General features: G+C 69.2%; 19 protein-coding genes and 1 pseudogene. 12 read left to right on the top strand and 8 right to left on the bottom strand.

Features of this window, described 5'->3' with window-relative positions; translation table 11 throughout:
* The first annotated feature begins 149 nt into the window (after positions 1–149).
* Together J7I44_RS03190 and J7I44_RS03185 are read left to right on the top strand one after the other, a co-directional pair.
* Positions 150–1,379 carry an MFS transporter gene (locus J7I44_RS03190; protein WP_209615639.1) on the top strand — a complete coding sequence of 410 codons (1,230 nt, stop codon included), beginning with the start codon at positions 150–152 and terminating at the stop codon, positions 1,377–1,379.
* A 139-nt stretch (positions 1,380–1,518) separates the two neighbouring features.
* On the top strand, positions 1,519–1,935 hold the full coding sequence (locus J7I44_RS03185; protein WP_209615637.1) for a DUF3465 domain-containing protein: 417 nt from the start codon (positions 1,519–1,521) through the stop codon (positions 1,933–1,935).
* Between the two features lie 70 nt (positions 1,936–2,005).
* Here J7I44_RS03185 and J7I44_RS03180 read toward each other — a convergent pair whose 3' ends face one another.
* Both J7I44_RS03180 and J7I44_RS03175 read right to left on the bottom strand, forming a co-directional pair.
* The gene (locus tag J7I44_RS03180; RefSeq protein WP_209615635.1) at positions 2,006–2,902 is read right to left on the bottom strand and encodes a hypothetical protein; all 897 of its coding nucleotides are present in this window, start codon (positions 2,900–2,902) and stop codon (positions 2,006–2,008) included.
* A gap of 99 nt (positions 2,903–3,001) precedes the next feature.
* On the bottom strand, positions 3,002–3,616 hold the full coding sequence (locus J7I44_RS03175) for an SEC-C metal-binding domain-containing protein (RefSeq protein ID WP_209615632.1): 615 nt from the start codon (positions 3,614–3,616) through the stop codon (positions 3,002–3,004).
* 614 nt (positions 3,617–4,230) lie between these two features.
* Here J7I44_RS03175 and J7I44_RS03170 point away from each other — a divergent pair.
* The gene (locus J7I44_RS03170) at positions 4,231–4,824 is read left to right on the top strand and encodes an OmpH/Skp family outer membrane protein (RefSeq protein WP_209615629.1); all 594 of its coding nucleotides are present in this window, start codon (positions 4,231–4,233) and stop codon (positions 4,822–4,824) included.
* Between the two features lie 312 nt (positions 4,825–5,136).
* Here the strand turns inward: J7I44_RS03170 and J7I44_RS03165 are convergent.
* Positions 5,137–5,292 (bottom strand): annotated as a pseudogene (locus J7I44_RS03165) (HupB); the annotation flags it as partial.
* Positions 5,293–5,480: 188 nt separating this feature from the next.
* On the opposite strand from J7I44_RS03165, the gene J7I44_RS03160 reads away from it, so the two are divergent.
* Both J7I44_RS03160 and J7I44_RS03155 read left to right on the top strand, forming a co-directional pair.
* Positions 5,481–6,410 carry a M14 family metallopeptidase gene (locus J7I44_RS03160; RefSeq protein ID WP_209615624.1) on the top strand — a complete coding sequence of 310 codons (930 nt, stop codon included), beginning with the start codon at positions 5,481–5,483 and terminating at the stop codon, positions 6,408–6,410.
* A gap of 18 nt (positions 6,411–6,428) precedes the next feature.
* Positions 6,429–6,833 carry a DUF3052 domain-containing protein gene (locus J7I44_RS03155; protein ID WP_209615621.1) on the top strand — a complete coding sequence of 135 codons (405 nt, stop codon included), beginning with the start codon at positions 6,429–6,431 and terminating at the stop codon, positions 6,831–6,833.
* Positions 6,834–6,857: 24 nt separating this feature from the next.
* Here J7I44_RS03155 and bla read toward each other — a convergent pair whose 3' ends face one another.
* A complete protein-coding gene (gene bla / locus J7I44_RS03150) occupies positions 6,858–7,724 on the bottom strand; it encodes a class A beta-lactamase (RefSeq protein ID WP_209615618.1) in 867 nt (288 codons plus the stop codon).
* A 186-nt stretch (positions 7,725–7,910) separates the two neighbouring features.
* Between bla and J7I44_RS03145 the strand changes: the two genes are divergently transcribed.
* Positions 7,911–8,390: a hypothetical protein gene (locus J7I44_RS03145; RefSeq protein WP_209615614.1), complete on the top strand. Its 480-nt coding sequence runs from the start codon at positions 7,911–7,913 to the stop codon at positions 8,388–8,390.
* Between the two features lie 50 nt (positions 8,391–8,440).
* On the opposite strand, the gene J7I44_RS03140 is transcribed toward J7I44_RS03145, so the two are convergent.
* Positions 8,441–8,629, bottom strand: a complete 189-nt coding sequence (locus J7I44_RS03140) for a hypothetical protein (protein ID WP_209615611.1) — start codon at positions 8,627–8,629, stop codon at positions 8,441–8,443.
* A 172-nt stretch (positions 8,630–8,801) separates the two neighbouring features.
* Between J7I44_RS03140 and J7I44_RS03135 the strand changes: the two genes are divergently transcribed.
* The 5 genes from J7I44_RS03135 (at position 8,802) to J7I44_RS03115 (ending at position 10,670) form a co-directional block, all read left to right on the top strand.
* Complete coding sequence (locus J7I44_RS03135; protein WP_209615609.1) at positions 8,802–9,269, top strand: DUF1203 domain-containing protein; 468 nt, start codon at positions 8,802–8,804, stop codon at positions 9,267–9,269.
* 153 nt (positions 9,270–9,422) lie between these two features.
* Positions 9,423–9,692 (top strand): hypothetical protein, encoded by a 270-nt coding sequence (locus tag J7I44_RS03130; RefSeq protein ID WP_209615606.1) that lies wholly within the window; start codon positions 9,423–9,425, stop codon positions 9,690–9,692.
* A 77-nt stretch (positions 9,693–9,769) separates the two neighbouring features.
* Positions 9,770–9,979: a hypothetical protein gene (locus J7I44_RS03125; protein ID WP_209615603.1), complete on the top strand. Its 210-nt coding sequence runs from the start codon at positions 9,770–9,772 to the stop codon at positions 9,977–9,979.
* Between the two features lie 20 nt (positions 9,980–9,999).
* On the top strand, positions 10,000–10,473 hold the full coding sequence (locus J7I44_RS03120) for a hypothetical protein (protein WP_209615600.1): 474 nt from the start codon (positions 10,000–10,002) through the stop codon (positions 10,471–10,473).
* Positions 10,470–10,670, top strand: a complete 201-nt coding sequence (locus tag J7I44_RS03115; protein WP_209615597.1) for a hypothetical protein — start codon at positions 10,470–10,472, stop codon at positions 10,668–10,670. Before J7I44_RS03120 ends, J7I44_RS03115 begins: the two co-directional genes overlap by 4 nt.
* Before the next feature lie 268 nt (positions 10,671–10,938).
* Here the strand turns inward: J7I44_RS03115 and J7I44_RS03110 are convergent, their stop codons facing one another.
* Together J7I44_RS03110 and J7I44_RS03105 are read right to left on the bottom strand one after the other, a co-directional pair.
* Complete coding sequence (locus J7I44_RS03110; RefSeq protein ID WP_209615595.1) at positions 10,939–11,112, bottom strand: small, acid-soluble spore protein, alpha/beta type; 174 nt, start codon at positions 11,110–11,112, stop codon at positions 10,939–10,941.
* Between the two features lie 147 nt (positions 11,113–11,259).
* The gene (locus J7I44_RS03105; RefSeq protein WP_209615557.1) at positions 11,260–13,587 is read right to left on the bottom strand and encodes a hybrid sensor histidine kinase/response regulator; all 2,328 of its coding nucleotides are present in this window, start codon (positions 13,585–13,587) and stop codon (positions 11,260–11,262) included.
* Between the two features lie 254 nt (positions 13,588–13,841).
* Between J7I44_RS03105 and J7I44_RS03100 the strand changes: the two genes are divergently transcribed.
* Positions 13,842–14,063 (top strand): hypothetical protein, encoded by a 222-nt coding sequence (locus J7I44_RS03100; protein ID WP_209615553.1) that lies wholly within the window; start codon positions 13,842–13,844, stop codon positions 14,061–14,063.
* Positions 14,064–14,093: 30 nt separating this feature from the next.
* Here the strand turns inward: J7I44_RS03100 and J7I44_RS03095 are convergent, their stop codons facing one another.
* On the bottom strand, positions 14,094–14,303 hold the full coding sequence (locus tag J7I44_RS03095) for a hypothetical protein (RefSeq protein WP_209615550.1): 210 nt from the start codon (positions 14,301–14,303) through the stop codon (positions 14,094–14,096).
* Positions 14,304–14,381 lie beyond the last annotated feature (78 nt).

The following is a 14,381-nucleotide window of genomic DNA, read 5'->3' as shown; positions in this document are numbered from 1 at the left end:
AGGAACGTGGCTGTCCATGCCCGTTGCGGCATGGTTCGCTGGGGCAGCCATCCGGTGGCCGCCGCTGACCCGGCTTGCCACGGGGTCCATCACGGAGTCCGGCCGGCCGGGGCAGTAGGATGCCTGCTCGATCCCCTTGCCGTGCACCCATGCTGACCAGCCTTCGCTCCTCGACGCCGCTGCTGTTGAGTACCGTGTTCCTGCTGATGGGCGTCGGGTTGCTCCATTCGCACATCGCGCTGGAGGGACGCACGCTCGGCTTTTCGGTGGCGATGATCGGCATCCTGACGTCGGCCTACTACGCCGGGTTCCTGGTCGGTACCTATACGGTCCCGCGGCTCACCCACCGCATCGGCCACATCCGCACGTTCGCGTTCTGCACGGCGCTGGTGACGCTGGTGGTGCTGGTGCAGGCGCTCGATCCGGCCTACCACGTGTGGCTCGTGCTGCGCGTGTTGCAGGGGCTGTTGCTGGTGGGCCTGTACGCGATCATCGAGAGCTGGTTGAACGCCTCGGCCGAGCCGGCGCATCGCAGCTCGGTCTTCGCGGTCTACATGATGGTGAACCTGGGCGCGAGCGCCGCGGCGCAGCAGCTGCTGCGCATCCAGGGCGACGGGTTCGTGCTGTTCTGCGTGGTGGCCATCCTGTTCTGTGCCGCCAGCCTGCCGGTGGTGACCAGCCGCCAGACGCAACCGCACATTCGTTCGGTGCCCCGGGTGCGGATCGTGCACCTGTTCCGGCTGGCGCCCACCGCGCTGGTCAGTGCGCTCCTGTCGGGCCTGGCGCTGGGCGCATTCTGGGGTTTGTTGCCGGTGTACGCCGCGGCCCGCGGCCTGGATCCCGGTGGCATCGGCACCTACGTGAGCGTAGGCATCGCCGGTGGCGTGGTGCTGCAATGGCCGCTGGGCCGGTTTTCCGATCGCATCGACCGGCGCCTGGCGCTCTCGCTGATCAGTGCGGTGGCCGGGCTGGCGGCGCTGACCAACCTGTTGCTGTCCAACCCCGGCGGCGCGGCGGCGATGGTCGTGATCTTCACTTTCGGCGGCATGAGCCTGACCTTGTATCCGATCGCCGTGGCGCACCTGGTCGACTACGTCCACCGTGACGAGTTGCTGACGGCGTCGAGCACGGTGTTGCTGGTCAACGGCATCGGCTCGGCGCTCGGGCCATTGCTGGCCGGCACGCTGATGAGCCTGCTCGGGCCGAAGCTGCTGTTCGTCTGGTTCGCGATCCTGGATGGAACGCTGGCCGCTTATGCGTTCTATCGCTTCGTCCACCGCAAGCGCGAAGTGACCCCGGACGACAACTTCGTGCCGATGGTGAACACCGGCGCCAGTTCACTGGACCTGCATGCGGACGAGGGTCGTGCCGAGCATTGAGGTGGCGCACCGCTGAAGTCCTAGGGCATGGCCTGCTTGAGCCCGAGCGACGCGGTACGGTCATCCGTCCTGGCGCAGGCCGGCGAGCGCACGCCCTCCCGGTAGGGCCGGTTTCAATCAACAGCGGGGAGCAGCGTCGATGAAGAAATGGCTGGGCGTGCTGGCGCTAGTGGCGGTCGCGATCGCCGGCTACGAGCGTTTCGACAGTCGGATGCCGAGCCGCGATATGCCGGTGTCCGAGGCGCGGCTGGATGCGGCGGCCGACGACACGCAGGTGCGTGGAAGCGGCATCGTCACGCGCATCCTTCCCGACGACGCGCAGGGCAGCCGGCATCAGCGCTTCATCCTGCGGCTGCCTTCGGGCCAGACGTTGCTTGTGGCGCACAACATCGATCTGGCGCCCCGGGTGACCGGGCTGGAGGTGGGCGACACGGTCGAGTATTACGGTGAATACCAGTCCAACCCCAAAGGCGGCGTGGTGCATTGGACGCATCGCGATCCGGCTGGCCGCCACGCCGCGGGGTGGCTCAAGCACGATGGCGAGACGTTCCAGTAGCGCTTTGTGCGGAGGGTTCAAAAAAAGGCGGCCAGTGGCCGCCTTCTTTCTGATTGCAGCGACCGGTGCGTCAGATCGCGGCCGTCGCCATGGCCGGCGGCGTGGCGTGGCCGCACACGTCGCGCCACAGGTGGTACATCACGCCGAACATCACCGCGTAGATCGCCAGCGCCAGCGCGATGTAGAGCGGTATCGCCAGCACGAACACCAGCCACATCCCGACAAGCTTCGCGAGCAGGGTCACCACCAGCACCAGCAGCACGATGGCGATGGTCGCCACGAGCCACACCAGCAACAGGCTCAGGGCGAACACCAGCAGCGGCAGCGCGTTCTTCAGCGCTCCCACCACGCCGTCGCCGATGGCGGCGAACACGCCGCGGTTGCCCAGCGATACCTGGCCCAGGCTGATCGCGTAGAAGCCCGTCATGAACAGCCAGAGCGCGCTGAGCAGCGCGAAGGCGGTCATGAAGCCGGCCGGCAGGCCCGGTGGCGGCACGTGGTTGGCCTGGGCGGCCACCGCCTGCATGTACCAGCCCGCAAGCCCGCCGCCGGCGGCCATCAGCACCACGGCCACCAGCGCGACGAAGATCACCGTCAGCAGCAGCGCATAGCCGATCAGTCGCCATGCCTGGCCCTGCGTGTACGGCTTGAAGATGTCGCGCGCGCGGGCACGCTGTCCGCGCTCGGCGGCATCGATCACCTGCAGGTAACCGGCATAGAGCGGTACCACCAGCAGGGCCATCAGCATCGAGACCAACATCAGGCCGCCGAACAGGGCCGGGCTGGGTTGCGCGCCGGGCTGCATGGCATGCATCTGGAACGGCAGCGTGACCAGCGAAGGCAGCAAACAGGCCACCAGCAACAGGGCGGCACCTCCCAGCATCGGTCGCGGGTGGCGTCGCGCCACGTCGATGCCGCGCGCCAGCCAGCCGAAGCCGGCCGCCGGCCCATTGGAACGAGTCGTCATGGTGATCCCCCTGAAGTCGGCGCCCCCGCGCCGTCCGCGCGAGCATAGTGGTCGCGCGGTCCGGTAAAAAGACCGGCCCTGGTCGTGGGCGAGGCGGCGTCAGGCCAGGGCCAGTTCCAGTTCGTGTCCGTGGCATTGCCGGTAGCGCAGCCCGCTGCCGCACGGGCACGGATCGTGTTCGCGCAGCTGCGCGTCGATCGCATGCCCGAGAAACTGCTGGACCCGCCGCAGCGGCGCGATCTGTTCGGCGGGAATGTGCGCCTGTGCGGCGGGTGGTCCGTTGCGCGTCATCACCTGCACGATCGCCCTGGACACACGGATGAAGTGCTGCACGAGCTGGTCCTCGTGCAGGGCAATGCGCACGTTGTCGACGACCTCGCCGCGGTAGGCGCGGCGTTCGTCGGGCACGAAGAGGATGGTGCCTTCGCCATGCGGCTTGGGGGTGATTTCCACCATCTCGCCCGCGGGCGACAGCCAGACGGCATGGAACTCCGCCTCGACCAGCACGCCCGGCCACTCCCACAGTTGCCAGCCGCACAACCGGCGGCCGCCATCGCGCGCGGCCTTGGCGCAGACATTGGAGAAGCAGCCGTTGACCGTAGCGCCGGGTTCGGGCTGCACCCGCAGGTAGCGGGCGTGCCCGCCGGGTGTGACGGTGTCGATCAACCGTCGTACCGGGGCGTCGATCCGCACGGGTGTCGTGGTCGTGTACATCGCAACCTCGCTGAGGTGGTCGCCCCGCGCGGCCCGTTGGCCGCAAATCGCCGCGCGCGTAGGCGACGGCATGGGGCAGGGTGTATGGCGTCGCGGGCGTCCGCGGATTTCCCTGGGGAGCCAGGCACGGCATCGATGCCGGCGACTCACCGCTGCAGGCTTTCGATGGCGGCCTGCCCATCGTCAGGGCTCTCATCGGCGAGCGAGGTTGCCACGGTGTTTGCGAAGAGCACATCCAAGCACGATGGCACCCGGCAATGCGGGCGACGGGCAGCGAGCCGCCCCGTGCTGCGGTCGCTGGCTGCGCGCCGCCTCCATGCAAAGGCATCGGTGTTTTCGGTGCGTGCCCCGTGTCGACCCGGCGCTGCACCGGCGTAGCGGAACGCCGAGGCAAAAGGGAATGCGATGGGCGCAGGCAGCGCATGTGTGGAAGCGGTGCGACCTGCCCGCCGAACGATGTGCGGCCCGGATGCCGCACCGATGGCACCGCGGGGGTGGCAACGCCCGGCGTTCCGGGCCGTTCGACGATTCGGGGTCGCCCGTGAGCGCTATGCTAGGGAACCGCCGTGTCCCTTGCGGGTCAACGGACCATGTACCCAACACTGGACCTCTCCATGAACCTCGCTCGTTCGTTCCTTGCCGCCTCGCTGGTCGCCGCCGCCGGCTTCTCCGTCCTTCCCGTGTCTTCCGTCCAGGCTGCCGACCTCGGCGGCAACCCCGTGCCGGGGGTGTGCATGCTTTCGCGCGAGGCGGTGTTCGCCCAGTCCAAGGTGGGCCAGGCGGCGAGCCAGCGGCTGGGCCAGTTGGCCGAACAGGCGCGTACCCAGCTGGAGAACCAGCGCAAGCCGCTCGATACCGACCTGAAGGCGTTCCAGCAGAAGGCGCCCTCGCTGAGCGAGGCTGATCGCAAGCAGCAGGGCGAAGCGCTGCAACAGCGCATGCAGACGTTCCGGGGCCAGGCGGGCGAACTCGACCAGCGCATCCAGCTCACCCGCGCCAAGGCCATGCAGCGTATCGGCCAGGAGGCCGAGCCGATCGTCGCCAGCGTCTACAAGAGCCACAAATGCGGGTTGCTGCTGGACCGCGATTCGGTGCTGGGCGGCAACACCACCAACGACCTGACCCCGGGCGTCGTGCAGGGCCTGGACGGCAAGATCACCACGATCAGCTTCAACCTGGAACCGCTGCCCGCCAACGCAGGCAAGTAAGGTTCGCCGGGGCGGCGTTTCGCGCCGCCTCGCGATCGCGCCGCTTCCGTTGCGCGGAAGCGGCGCGACGCGCGAGCCGGGAAACAGGGACGATGACGTCCGGATGGACGCTCGCAGGGGCGCGATTCCAGCGCGTGCTGGCCGCCCTCATGTTCATTTTCGGTAGCGGTAAGTGCGGGTTCTCGGCAGGCGGGTACCCGCGGCGCCGAACCTCGCGCTTACCTGCTGCGTTCCAGATGCTTTTCGTCGCCAGGCCCCGACGCCGTGAAGCGCCCTGGCAGCGCAGCCCGCGACGCTCGGGATCAGCGGTCAGGACTTCTTGCCGCCGCCATCCTGCTTGTTCACCGTGGCCCAGGCGATGCGCTCGGCGGTGTCCTGCGATTTGCCCTCCTTCTTCTCGCTTTCCTCGATGTGCTGGGCCTGACGCTTCTGCTTGTCGGTGTAGGAAGACTTGTCGCCCTGGGACATGGCGCGGCTCCGGTGGTGGGTCTGCATCCGACGCTAGCGGCTGGGCGGTTAACGGAAGGTCGCCAGCCGACCATGGGCGTGTCAAGGCAAGGTGCATTGCCACGCTGTGCAGGCACCCGGCGGCTGCCGGGCGTCTTCGCGCCCGGTGCTAGAGTGTTTGGCTTCCCGACGCCAGAGCGAGCGAGACGATGACGAACCCGGCCTCTTACCCGATCGGCACCCCCGGCAGTCCCTGGGGCCCGGCGGAAGTGGCGGCATGGCTGTCGCACCAGAGCCGCCAGCGCAGCTACGAGACCGACGTGCTGGCGGCGGTCGATCGCCTGCGTTCCCGGCTGGATGTCGAGCAGTACGGTCGCGTGGACTATGCGCCCGACAGCTATCCGCTATTTGCGATCCGGACGCGCCACTGGCGTGAGGAGCTTCCCTGCGTGCTGGTGACCGGCGGCGTGCACGGCTATGAAACCAGCGGCGTGCATGGCGCGCTGCGCTTTGCCGATCGGCATGCGGCTGACTACGAAGGCAAGGCGAATTTGCTCATCGTGCCGTGCGTGAGCCCGTGGGCCTACGAGCGCATCCATCGCTGGAACGCACACGCGATCGATCCGAACCGCTCGTTCCGTCCGGACAGCCCCGCGCAGGAATCGGCGGCCCTCATGCGCCTGGTCGAACCCTTGCGCGACCGCGTGAGGGTGCACATCGACCTGCACGAAACCACCGATTCGGACGAATCCGAGTTCCGCCCGGCGCTGGCCGCACGCGACGGTGTGGTGTTCGAGCCCGGTGAGATTCCCGATGGCTTCTACCTGGTGGGCGACACCGAAAACCCGCAGCCGGCGTTCCAGCAGGCGGTGATCGCAGCAGTGGCCGCGGTCACCCACATCGCGCCAGCCGACGCCAACGGCGAAATCATTGGCTCGGCGGTGGTGGCGCCGGGCGTCATCAACTACCCGCTGAAGAAGCTTGGTCTGTGCGCCGGCATCACCGACGCCACCTACACCACCACGACCGAGGTCTACCCGGACAGCCCGCGCGCGACGGCCGAGCAATGCAACGAGGCCCAGGTGGCCGCGGTGCGCGCGGCCATCGATTTCGCGCTGGCGCACGAAGGCCGCGGCTGACCCGGACCGATGCCGCCGGTGTTCGCCAAGCTGAACCTCAAGGACCAAGACCCGATCCTGGTAATCGACGCGCCCGCCAGCTTCGAACCGACGCTGCAGGCGCTCGAGGGCATGACCGTGCTGCGCGATCCGGCCGGGGCAGCAAGCGTGGCGTTCGCGCTGGCCTTCGTGACCACGCAGCGCGGGCTCGATGCGATCTCGGCATTGCTCGCCGACAAAACCGAGGGCGATGCGGTGCTGTGGTTCGCCTATCCGAAGGGCAGCTCGCGGCGCTACCGCTGCGAGTTCAACCGCGACAGCGGGTGGGACGTGATTCGGGCCAGGGGCTTCGACAGCGTGCGCCAGGTCGCCATCGACGAGGATTGGTCGGCGCTGCGTTTCCGCCCCACCGGACACATCGGGCGCGCGCCACCCCGCCGTTGAGCGCCGCGCAGGCGCGCCGTGCGGCTAGAGCACGCTGGCGATGCGGCCGACCTCGGCCAGCACGGCGTTGCGTTGCGCCGCGTCGATGTCGGGCGCGGCGTAGTACGCCGTAATCAGCAAGGGTGCGCGCCCGGGTGGGAAGACGATGGCGACGTCGTTGCTCTCGCCTTGCGCACCGCTGCCGGTCTTGTCGCCCGCGCTCCAGCCATCAGGCAGGCCGGCGCGCAGCCTGTCGTTGCCGGTCAGGCAGCCGCGCATCCAGCCCAGCAGACGCGTCCGCGATGGTTCCGACAGGCCCGCGCCGAGCAGCAGCCGCCGCAGGGTGGCGAGCATGGCGGCGGGCGTGGTGGTGTCCCGCAGGTCGCCGGGATGGGTGAGGTTGAGATCCGGCTCGGTGCGGTCCAGCCGGGTCACGCTGTCGCCCAGACCACGCACGAACGCGGTCACCGCCTGCGGGCCACCGAGCGCAGCAAGCAGCAGATTGGCAGCGGTGTTGTCGCTGACGGTGATCGCCGCCTCGCACAGCGCATCCACGCGCATCCCCGGCGGACCGGCGTGCAGGCGCGTGACCGGTGCATAGTCGAGCAGCGCGTCGCGACCGAAGGTGATGCGCCGTTCCGGTTGCTCCTCGCCGCGGTCGATCCGCGCCAGAACGGCTGCCGCCGCCAGCACCTTGAACGTGCTGCACATCAGGAACCGCTCGTCGCCGCGGTGTGCCACGCGACGGCCGTTGCCGGTATCGAGGATGCTGACACCCAGCCGCCCGCCGTGGCGCTGTTCCAGTGCGGCGAGGCGCGCGGCGGGGGACTCGGCGTGCGGCCTGGCGTGGGCCAGCGCCGCGGGAAGGAGGGCGCCCATCAGGCTGCCCTTGAGGAAGTCTCGACGCTTCATGGTGGTTACCTGCGGGAAAAGAGTTCCGATGCTGCGTGTGCGGTGTGCTCGTTCGCGGCCGGGCTGCGGGCATTTGGCGGGCGGCAGCGCCCGCGGGCGCCACGTACGGGTATAGGATGCGCAACGAAATTCAGGGAACTCCGACCGCCGGTCGCACCTGGCCGGCCCAACCTGGGGAGGTGGGTCATGAAGCCTGTGGTTTTGCTCATCGCATGGATCTTGGCGGCCCCGGCCGCGTTTGCACAACAGCAGTCGCAGCAGCCGGCGCAGCAAGCCCGGCCCGTGCAGAGCTTCGAGGATTTGCGCGCGCGGGAGGCGCAGAGCCGGATCAAGTCGATGACCCGGGCCCAGCAGCAGGGCTATCTGGACGCCATGGCCGACCTGGACAAGCTGCGCGGCAAGCTCGCCGAGGCATGGCAAGGCATGGGCATGTCGCCCGAGGGGGCCAGGCTGGTCGCCGACGCCTACGACCCCGACCTCGCCGCGCGCTCGCATCACACGACACTGCGCGGCAAGAGCGATCAGGAAATCGCCCAGCTGATGCAGGATGCGTTGAGGCAAAAGAAATACCTCAAGGCCAACCAGCTGCTGATCGACTACCAGCGACAGAAGCTCGCGCTCAATGAGGTGTCGACCCCGCAGACGCTAGGCAATTCAGGCCTGTGATGGGACGCCGGAGGCGCTCGGCGGTGGTCCGCTCCGGGCCACGCGTGCGCTCAGCGACGCACGTAGTCTTCCGCTGACCGCTCGCCTTTCTGGCGCTGGTTGTCTTCGCCGGTGTCGTTGGTGGCCTCGCCGCTAGCGGTGGTATCGGCCGGGCGCTTGGGAATCTCCTCGCCCGGGTCGCCGCCGGTACGGCGGTTGCGTTCGGCGTCGTCGCCCTTGCCGGGATGGGACGTGTTCATGCGCTGCTCCGATCGATGGCTTGCGGCCATTGTGGATACGCGCGCGGAAGTGCGGCGTGAGGGTGCCGTTCGACCATCGCCATCAGGCGGATGCGAAGGCTGCGCAAGAACCGGAGGGCGCGGTGGCCGGAGCAGGTCCAGTCTTGCCCCATGCCATCCACCGGAGTTCACCATGGCCTTTCGCATCCGCGGGCTTTCGCCCGAACCTTTCCGCCACCTGTTCGGCCTGGACGATGCGGCGCTGGCGGCCGCCGGCGCGCGTCGCTATGTCGTCGACCACGCACCGGGTTTTCCCGATCGCATCGAGGTGCGCGACCTCGATCCCGGCGAAACGGCGCTGTTGCTGAACTACATGCACCAGCCGGCGGATACGCCGTTCCGCGCCAGCCATGCCATCTTCGTGCGCGAGGGCGCGACCACCGCCTGCGATGTCGTCGATCGCGTTCCGCAGGTCCTGCGCATCCGGCCGATTTCGCTGCGTGCGTTCGACGCCGACGGAATGATGGCGGACGCCGAACTGGCGCAGGGTACCGACCTTGAAGCGGCGATCGGCCGCCTGTTCGCCCGGCCTGGCGTGGCTTACCTGCAGGCCCACTACGCCACGCGCGGTTGCTACGCGGCGCGCATCGACCGCGCCTGACGGCCTGTCCGCCGCCGCACGAACCGGGCGGTCCGGCGCAGAACCCTGTCCTGAGCCGGCCGTCACATTTCACCGCCTTGTCTGCCTGATTTTCATGCCGGCGTGATGTCGCGCGAGCCCACCATGGCCCTGCCGAGGCACAGGAGCAGGTCCATGGCGTACCTCGTCGGAGACATCGTGGTGGTGGGTTCGTGGATCGTGCCCGCCGAAGGTCGGGGCTTCGTGGGCCAGTTCGCGCTGCTGCGGGCGCAGCCGGGGTTGCCGCTCATCCGCACCGACACCGTTTGCGGCGAGGCGCCGTTCGCCGACCTGTTCGAAGCCGCCGAAGCGGGCTGCCAGGCCGGCATCGCAGCGGCCAAGCGCAAGCAGGGGGATGTCGCGCTGATACCGATCCCGTATCCGCCAGGTCCCTTGCCGGTCTAGCGCCACGGTCGCGCCTGCTTGCGTTGGCCGCAGCCGCCCGCAAGATGAAACTACCCACCCATCGAGGAGCCCCCTCCATGCAGCATACCCACCATGAGCGCACCTTCGAGGACAGCGGCAAGCATTTCGTGGCGATCCTCAACGAGCAGGCCGACGGGCTGCTGAGCGTCACCGTGCGCCTGCCGGACGGCACCTTGCGCGTGGTGCCCGGCGAACACTTCCGCGACGAAGACCAGGCGATGGCGGCGGCCAGTTCGTTCGCGCACGAACTGGTGGGCTCCTGCTGAGCGCGCATGCCCGCCCCGAGATGCGTCCGGCCGGATGGCTGGGGGTGGTGCTCGGCGCACTGTGGACCTCGCCCAACACGCTGCTCGGCCTGATCGCCGGCGGCATCGGGCTGATGCTCGGTGCCCGCGCACAGTGGCGCCCGCGTGAGCTGGCGCTGGTATTCGCGCGGATGCGCTGGTTCTTCCCGGGGGCGTTGACCCTCGGCAACGTCATCCTGCACACCGGCGACAGCCTGGACGTGGCCTGCCCGACCTACGCGCACCGCGCCGGGCATGCGGTCGAGCCGCCGGTGTCGCTGGCCGGTCACGAGCGTGCGCACGTCTACCAGTACATGGTGCTCGGTCCGCTGTTCCTGCCGGCCTACCTGCTGTGCGGGGGCGTCAGCGCGCACAATCGGTTCGAACGCGCGGCCGACCGCTATGCGCGCCGTGGCAAGGGCTGGTGGCCGTTTGCGCACCGCCGGAACGAAGCGACCGGAAGAGGCCGACGATGACCGACAAGCTCGATTTGCAGGATCTGGCCCACCTCGCCCGCGTAGCCGAGGGCCAGGGCGCCAGGGTGCCGGAGGCGGCGGTGGCGCGACTGATGCTGGCAGGGGTGGTGCGCCGCCCGGAGCACGTCTGCGATGGTGGTCCGTCACTGGAGCTGACGCCGGCGGGACTGGCGCTGGTGCGTTCGAGCGACCAGTGACCGGTGTGCGCATTGCTCTCTTCGCCGGGGAGCGGCTGTTGAGGCGCTGCGGCGGGTGCCCTTGCATGGCGCTCGGGTGACGGCGGCGAAGGTGCGTCGCCAAGGTGTTCGAACGTTGCAGCGGGTGCGCCACCAGGCGCGCACCTCCACGTTCTGCTCGCTCTCCCCGCCGGGGAGCGGGAGCAAATCGCCTCGGGCCGATCTTCTTCGCTATGCAAGGAAAGCCTGGCGCAAGCCAGGCTTTTCCTGTCTGCCGAACGGCGCCGGTCTAACGATCGTTGCCGCTGCGGCCGCCTTCGGAATCCTTGCCTTCCTCGACCAGTTCGCGCACGCGCTGGCCGCCTTTCTGGCCGGCTTCGCGGACGGTCATGTCACCGTTGTCGTCGCTGGCCGAACGGCCGGACTGCTGGTTGCTGCGCTCGTTGTCTCGCTGGTTTGCCATGGTGCCTCCGTGGGAGTACGCGTGATACCCGACCGGATGGCCAGGCTCCCCAGACGATGCAAGGGCGGCGCCAACGCCGCAGCCCGCGGACGGCCAAGACAATGCCGCCGGCCGCCTGAAAAAAACGCGCCTCGCCGGGAGATTTTTTCAGGACGGCTCGCCACCGAGCATGTCGCGGATGCGCGAGGCCAGCGCATCCATGGCGAACGGTTTGGTCATCACCTGCATGCCTGGCTGGAGCGGGCCGAGGGCGGCGTTTTCCGCATAGCCGGTAATGAACAATACGCGCAGTGACGGGCGCGAGGTCCGCGCGGTGTCGGCCAGCTGCCGGCCGCCGATGCCACCGGGCAGGCCGATGTCGGTCACCAGCAGGTCCACGCGCACCTGCGACTGCAGCACCCGCAATGCGGAGGCACCGTCGGCCGCTTCGATCGCGGTGTAGCCGAGCTCGCGCAGCACCTCGCCCACCAGCATGCGCACGGTCGGCTCATCGTCGACCACCAGCACGGCCTCGTTGGCGCCGGCCGGGAGTGCGTTCGCCACGTCGGTGGCGGCGGCATCGGCCTGCGGCTCGCCCTTGTGGCGGGGCAGGTAGATCGTCACGGTGGTGCCCTGTCCGGGCGTGGACTCGATGCGCACCTGCCCGCCGCTCTGGCGCGCGAAGCCGTACACCATCGACAGTCCCAGCCCGGTGCCCTGGCCCTGCGGTTTGGTGGTGTAAAACGGATCGAACGCGCGCGCGATCACTTCCGGCGGCATGCCCGTGCCGCTGTCGCACACGCGCAGCGCCACGTACGCGCCCGGCACCATGTCCAGCCCCTTGGCGGCCGCCGCGTCGAGCCGCGTGTTGGCGGTGCCGATCACCAGCCGCCCGCCGCCGTGCATGGCGTCGCGGGCGTTGATGCACAGGTTGAGCAGCGCGTTCTCCAGCTGGTTGGAATCGCATAGCGTGGTCCACAGCCCGTCGGCGGGATCGACCTCCAGTCGGATGTGCGGGCCGATCGTGCGCCGGAGCAGCTCGACCATGCCGTGCACCAGCGCGTTGAGGTTGGTCGGCCGCGGATCGAGCGTCTGCCGGCGGGAGAACGCGAGCAGGCGGTGGGTCAGTGCCGAGGCGCGATCGGCCGCACCACGCGCGGCGGCGATGTAGCGGTCCAGGTCGTTGTAGCGTCCCTGCGCCGTGCGCCGCTGCAGCAGGTCGAGGCTGCCGACGATGCCGGTCAGCAGGTTGTTGAAGTCGTGCGCGAGGCCGCCGGTGAGCTGGCCGACCGCCTCCATCTTCTGCGCCTGGCGCAGCGCCTCTTCGACCTGCACGCGGTCGACCGCTTCGGCGTGCAGCGCCTCCACCGCCTGGCGCAGCTCGGCGGTGCGCGCATCGACCTGGGCCTCGAGCGTCTCGTTGAGGTGGCGCAACGCCGCCTCGCTCTGGCGCAGCTGTTCCTCGGCCATCCAGCGTTCGGTGATGTCCTGCCCGATCTTCAGGTAGCCACGCAGCGCGCCATCGGGTCCACGCAGCGCCATCATGTGGCCCTCGATGAACACGCGAGAGCCATCCTGGCGCAGATGCCAGCGCACGTCCGGCGCCACGCCGTGCTCGCGAGCGATGGCCATTTCGCTGGCGGGTTGTCCCGACGCCTGGTCCTCCGGCGTGAAGATCATGGTCGCGGGCCGGCCGAGCACTTCTTCCTCGCGCCAGCCGAACACGGCAGCGGCGCCCGGCAGCCAGCGCGTAACGCGGCCTTCGGGGTCGGTCGCCATGATGGCGTAGTCGCGGGCGCTCTCGACGATGAGGCGCAGTTGTTCCTCGCTGTCGCGCAGGGCTTCCTCGACGTTGCGCCGCGTGGTGACATCCAGCACGACACCCAGTGTGACGTCGCCCACCTTGCGGGCGGCAAACAGGCCCCACCAGCGCGAGCCGTCCTTGCGCAGGTATTGCTTCTCGTAGGGCGTGCTTTCCCCGGTGGCCTGGAGCTGTTCGATCGCGCGCAGCGTGACCGGATGGAACTCCTCCGGCGTCAGTTGCCGCCAGCTCAGGCCCCGCGCCTCCTCGCGGCTGTAGCCGCTCATCGCCACGAAGCCGTCGTTGACCTCGGCCATGGTGAAGTCCGGGCCCCAGATCATCACGCCGAGGGTGTTCATCGCGAACAGGCCGTGGAACCGTTCCTGGCTGCGGCCCAGGGCGGCCTGGCTGGCGGCCAGCGCCTCGTTGCTGCGGCGCAGGTCGGCGTTCAGCGCCTGGGCATCGGCCAGCCTTGCACGCCCCTGTTCCATCGCTGCGGCGTGGTCGTGGGCCGCAACGACCGCCTCGTCGTGCGCCTGCCGGGTAGCCTGGCGGGCGACATCCACCTCGGTCAGGGCTTTGTCGACGTCCACGCCGGCGCGTTCGAGCGCCTTGCGCAGGCGCGCGTTCTCCTGCGCAAGTTCACGCTCCCGCGCAGAGCGGTCGTGGTCGTCGGCGGTATCGTGGGTGGACATGGCCCGGGCGACGGTCCCATGCGTGTCAGGCGTCGCTCGCGCGGACACGGGATATGCGCAAGCGACCCCAGCGTCTGACGCCCGGGGGCAAAGGGACGTGTAGGTTGCGTGGGCGCCGCCGCCCGGCGTCAGGACAATGCAGGCGGCGACGACCAATCGCGCGCGGCAGCTTCACCCGGGTGACCGTAGGCTGGCCGTGCCAGGCGAGCTCTGGCGCATGCGCCGGCACCCGATGCCGGCAGGGAGCCGATCCGTTGCATGTCGATCACATCATTCAGGCCGATGCAAAAACCGAGCGGGTTCGCTATGACGGTTTCCGCGCCTTCCTGCTCGGCCGCGACCCGACCCGCCGGTTGGCCGACGCGTTCGCCCGGCAGATCGTGGCAAGGGGCGAGCACGCGCGTTACGGGTACGCACCGGAGGCGGACGAAAAGGTGATCGCGCAGGATTTCTATTACTGGGTGTTGGGACCTTAGAAGCCGCCGCAGCGTGTCCGGTCGGGCCGATCAGCGATGACCGCGGGCCAGCTCGGCGGCGCGGCGCTGCTCGGCGCGGCGGCGGTCCTGCGCCGCCAGCAGCTGCTGGCGGCGGGTGGGCGGCACCACGGGTGCCTGCTCGGGGATCAGGCCCAGCTGGCGGCCCAGGCGCAGCGCGAGTTGGCGCCACCGGGTGGTGGGCCACACGGAGTGGTGGGGGAGCTGGGCATGGGTAGTCATATGCGCGTTCCTGAACCGTCGAGCCGGGCCGTGGCGGCGGTGATCGCTGCCCCGGATGCTGAATGTGCACCGAACCTT

This window comes from Frateuria flava (assembly GCF_017837635.1).
In the GTDB taxonomy this organism is placed as follows: Bacteria; Pseudomonadota; Gammaproteobacteria; order Xanthomonadales; family Rhodanobacteraceae; genus Frateuria_A; species Frateuria_A flava.
The sequence above is the reverse complement of the archived record's forward strand: the minus strand, read 5'-3'. Positions and strand labels throughout refer to the sequence as shown.

Bases quoted from the DNA above. Each gene is read 5' to 3' on its own strand.
- J7I44_RS03190 (WP_209615639.1), top strand. From the start codon at position 150: ATGCTGACCAGCCTTCGCTCCTCGACGCCGCTGCTGTTGAGTACCGTG.
- J7I44_RS03185 (WP_209615637.1), top strand. From the start codon at position 1,519: ATGAAGAAATGGCTGGGCGTGCTGGCGCTAGTGGCGGTCGCGATCGCC.
- J7I44_RS03180 (WP_209615635.1), bottom strand. From the start codon at position 2,902: ATGACGACTCGTTCCAATGGGCCGGCGGCCGGCTTCGGCTGGCTGGCG.
- J7I44_RS03175 (WP_209615632.1), bottom strand. From the start codon at position 3,616: ATGTACACGACCACGACACCCGTGCGGATCGACGCCCCGGTACGACGG.
- J7I44_RS03170 (WP_209615629.1), top strand. From the start codon at position 4,231: ATGAACCTCGCTCGTTCGTTCCTTGCCGCCTCGCTGGTCGCCGCCGCC.
- J7I44_RS03160 (WP_209615624.1), top strand. From the start codon at position 5,481: ATGACGAACCCGGCCTCTTACCCGATCGGCACCCCCGGCAGTCCCTGG.
- bla (WP_209615618.1), bottom strand. From the start codon at position 7,724: ATGAAGCGTCGAGACTTCCTCAAGGGCAGCCTGATGGGCGCCCTCCTT.
- J7I44_RS03145 (WP_209615614.1), top strand. From the start codon at position 7,911: ATGAAGCCTGTGGTTTTGCTCATCGCATGGATCTTGGCGGCCCCGGCC.
- J7I44_RS03140 (WP_209615611.1), bottom strand. From the start codon at position 8,629: ATGAACACGTCCCATCCCGGCAAGGGCGACGACGCCGAACGCAACCGC.
- J7I44_RS03135 (WP_209615609.1), top strand. From the start codon at position 8,802: ATGGCCTTTCGCATCCGCGGGCTTTCGCCCGAACCTTTCCGCCACCTG.
- J7I44_RS03130 (WP_209615606.1), top strand. From the start codon at position 9,423: ATGGCGTACCTCGTCGGAGACATCGTGGTGGTGGGTTCGTGGATCGTG.
- J7I44_RS03125 (WP_209615603.1), top strand. From the start codon at position 9,770: ATGCAGCATACCCACCATGAGCGCACCTTCGAGGACAGCGGCAAGCAT.
- J7I44_RS03120 (WP_209615600.1), top strand. From the start codon at position 10,000: ATGCGTCCGGCCGGATGGCTGGGGGTGGTGCTCGGCGCACTGTGGACC.
- J7I44_RS03115 (WP_209615597.1), top strand. From the start codon at position 10,470: ATGACCGACAAGCTCGATTTGCAGGATCTGGCCCACCTCGCCCGCGTA.
- J7I44_RS03110 (WP_209615595.1), bottom strand. From the start codon at position 11,112: ATGGCAAACCAGCGAGACAACGAGCGCAGCAACCAGCAGTCCGGCCGT.
- J7I44_RS03105 (WP_209615557.1), bottom strand. From the start codon at position 13,587: ATGTCCACCCACGATACCGCCGACGACCACGACCGCTCTGCGCGGGAG.
- J7I44_RS03095 (WP_209615550.1), bottom strand. From the start codon at position 14,303: ATGACTACCCATGCCCAGCTCCCCCACCACTCCGTGTGGCCCACCACC.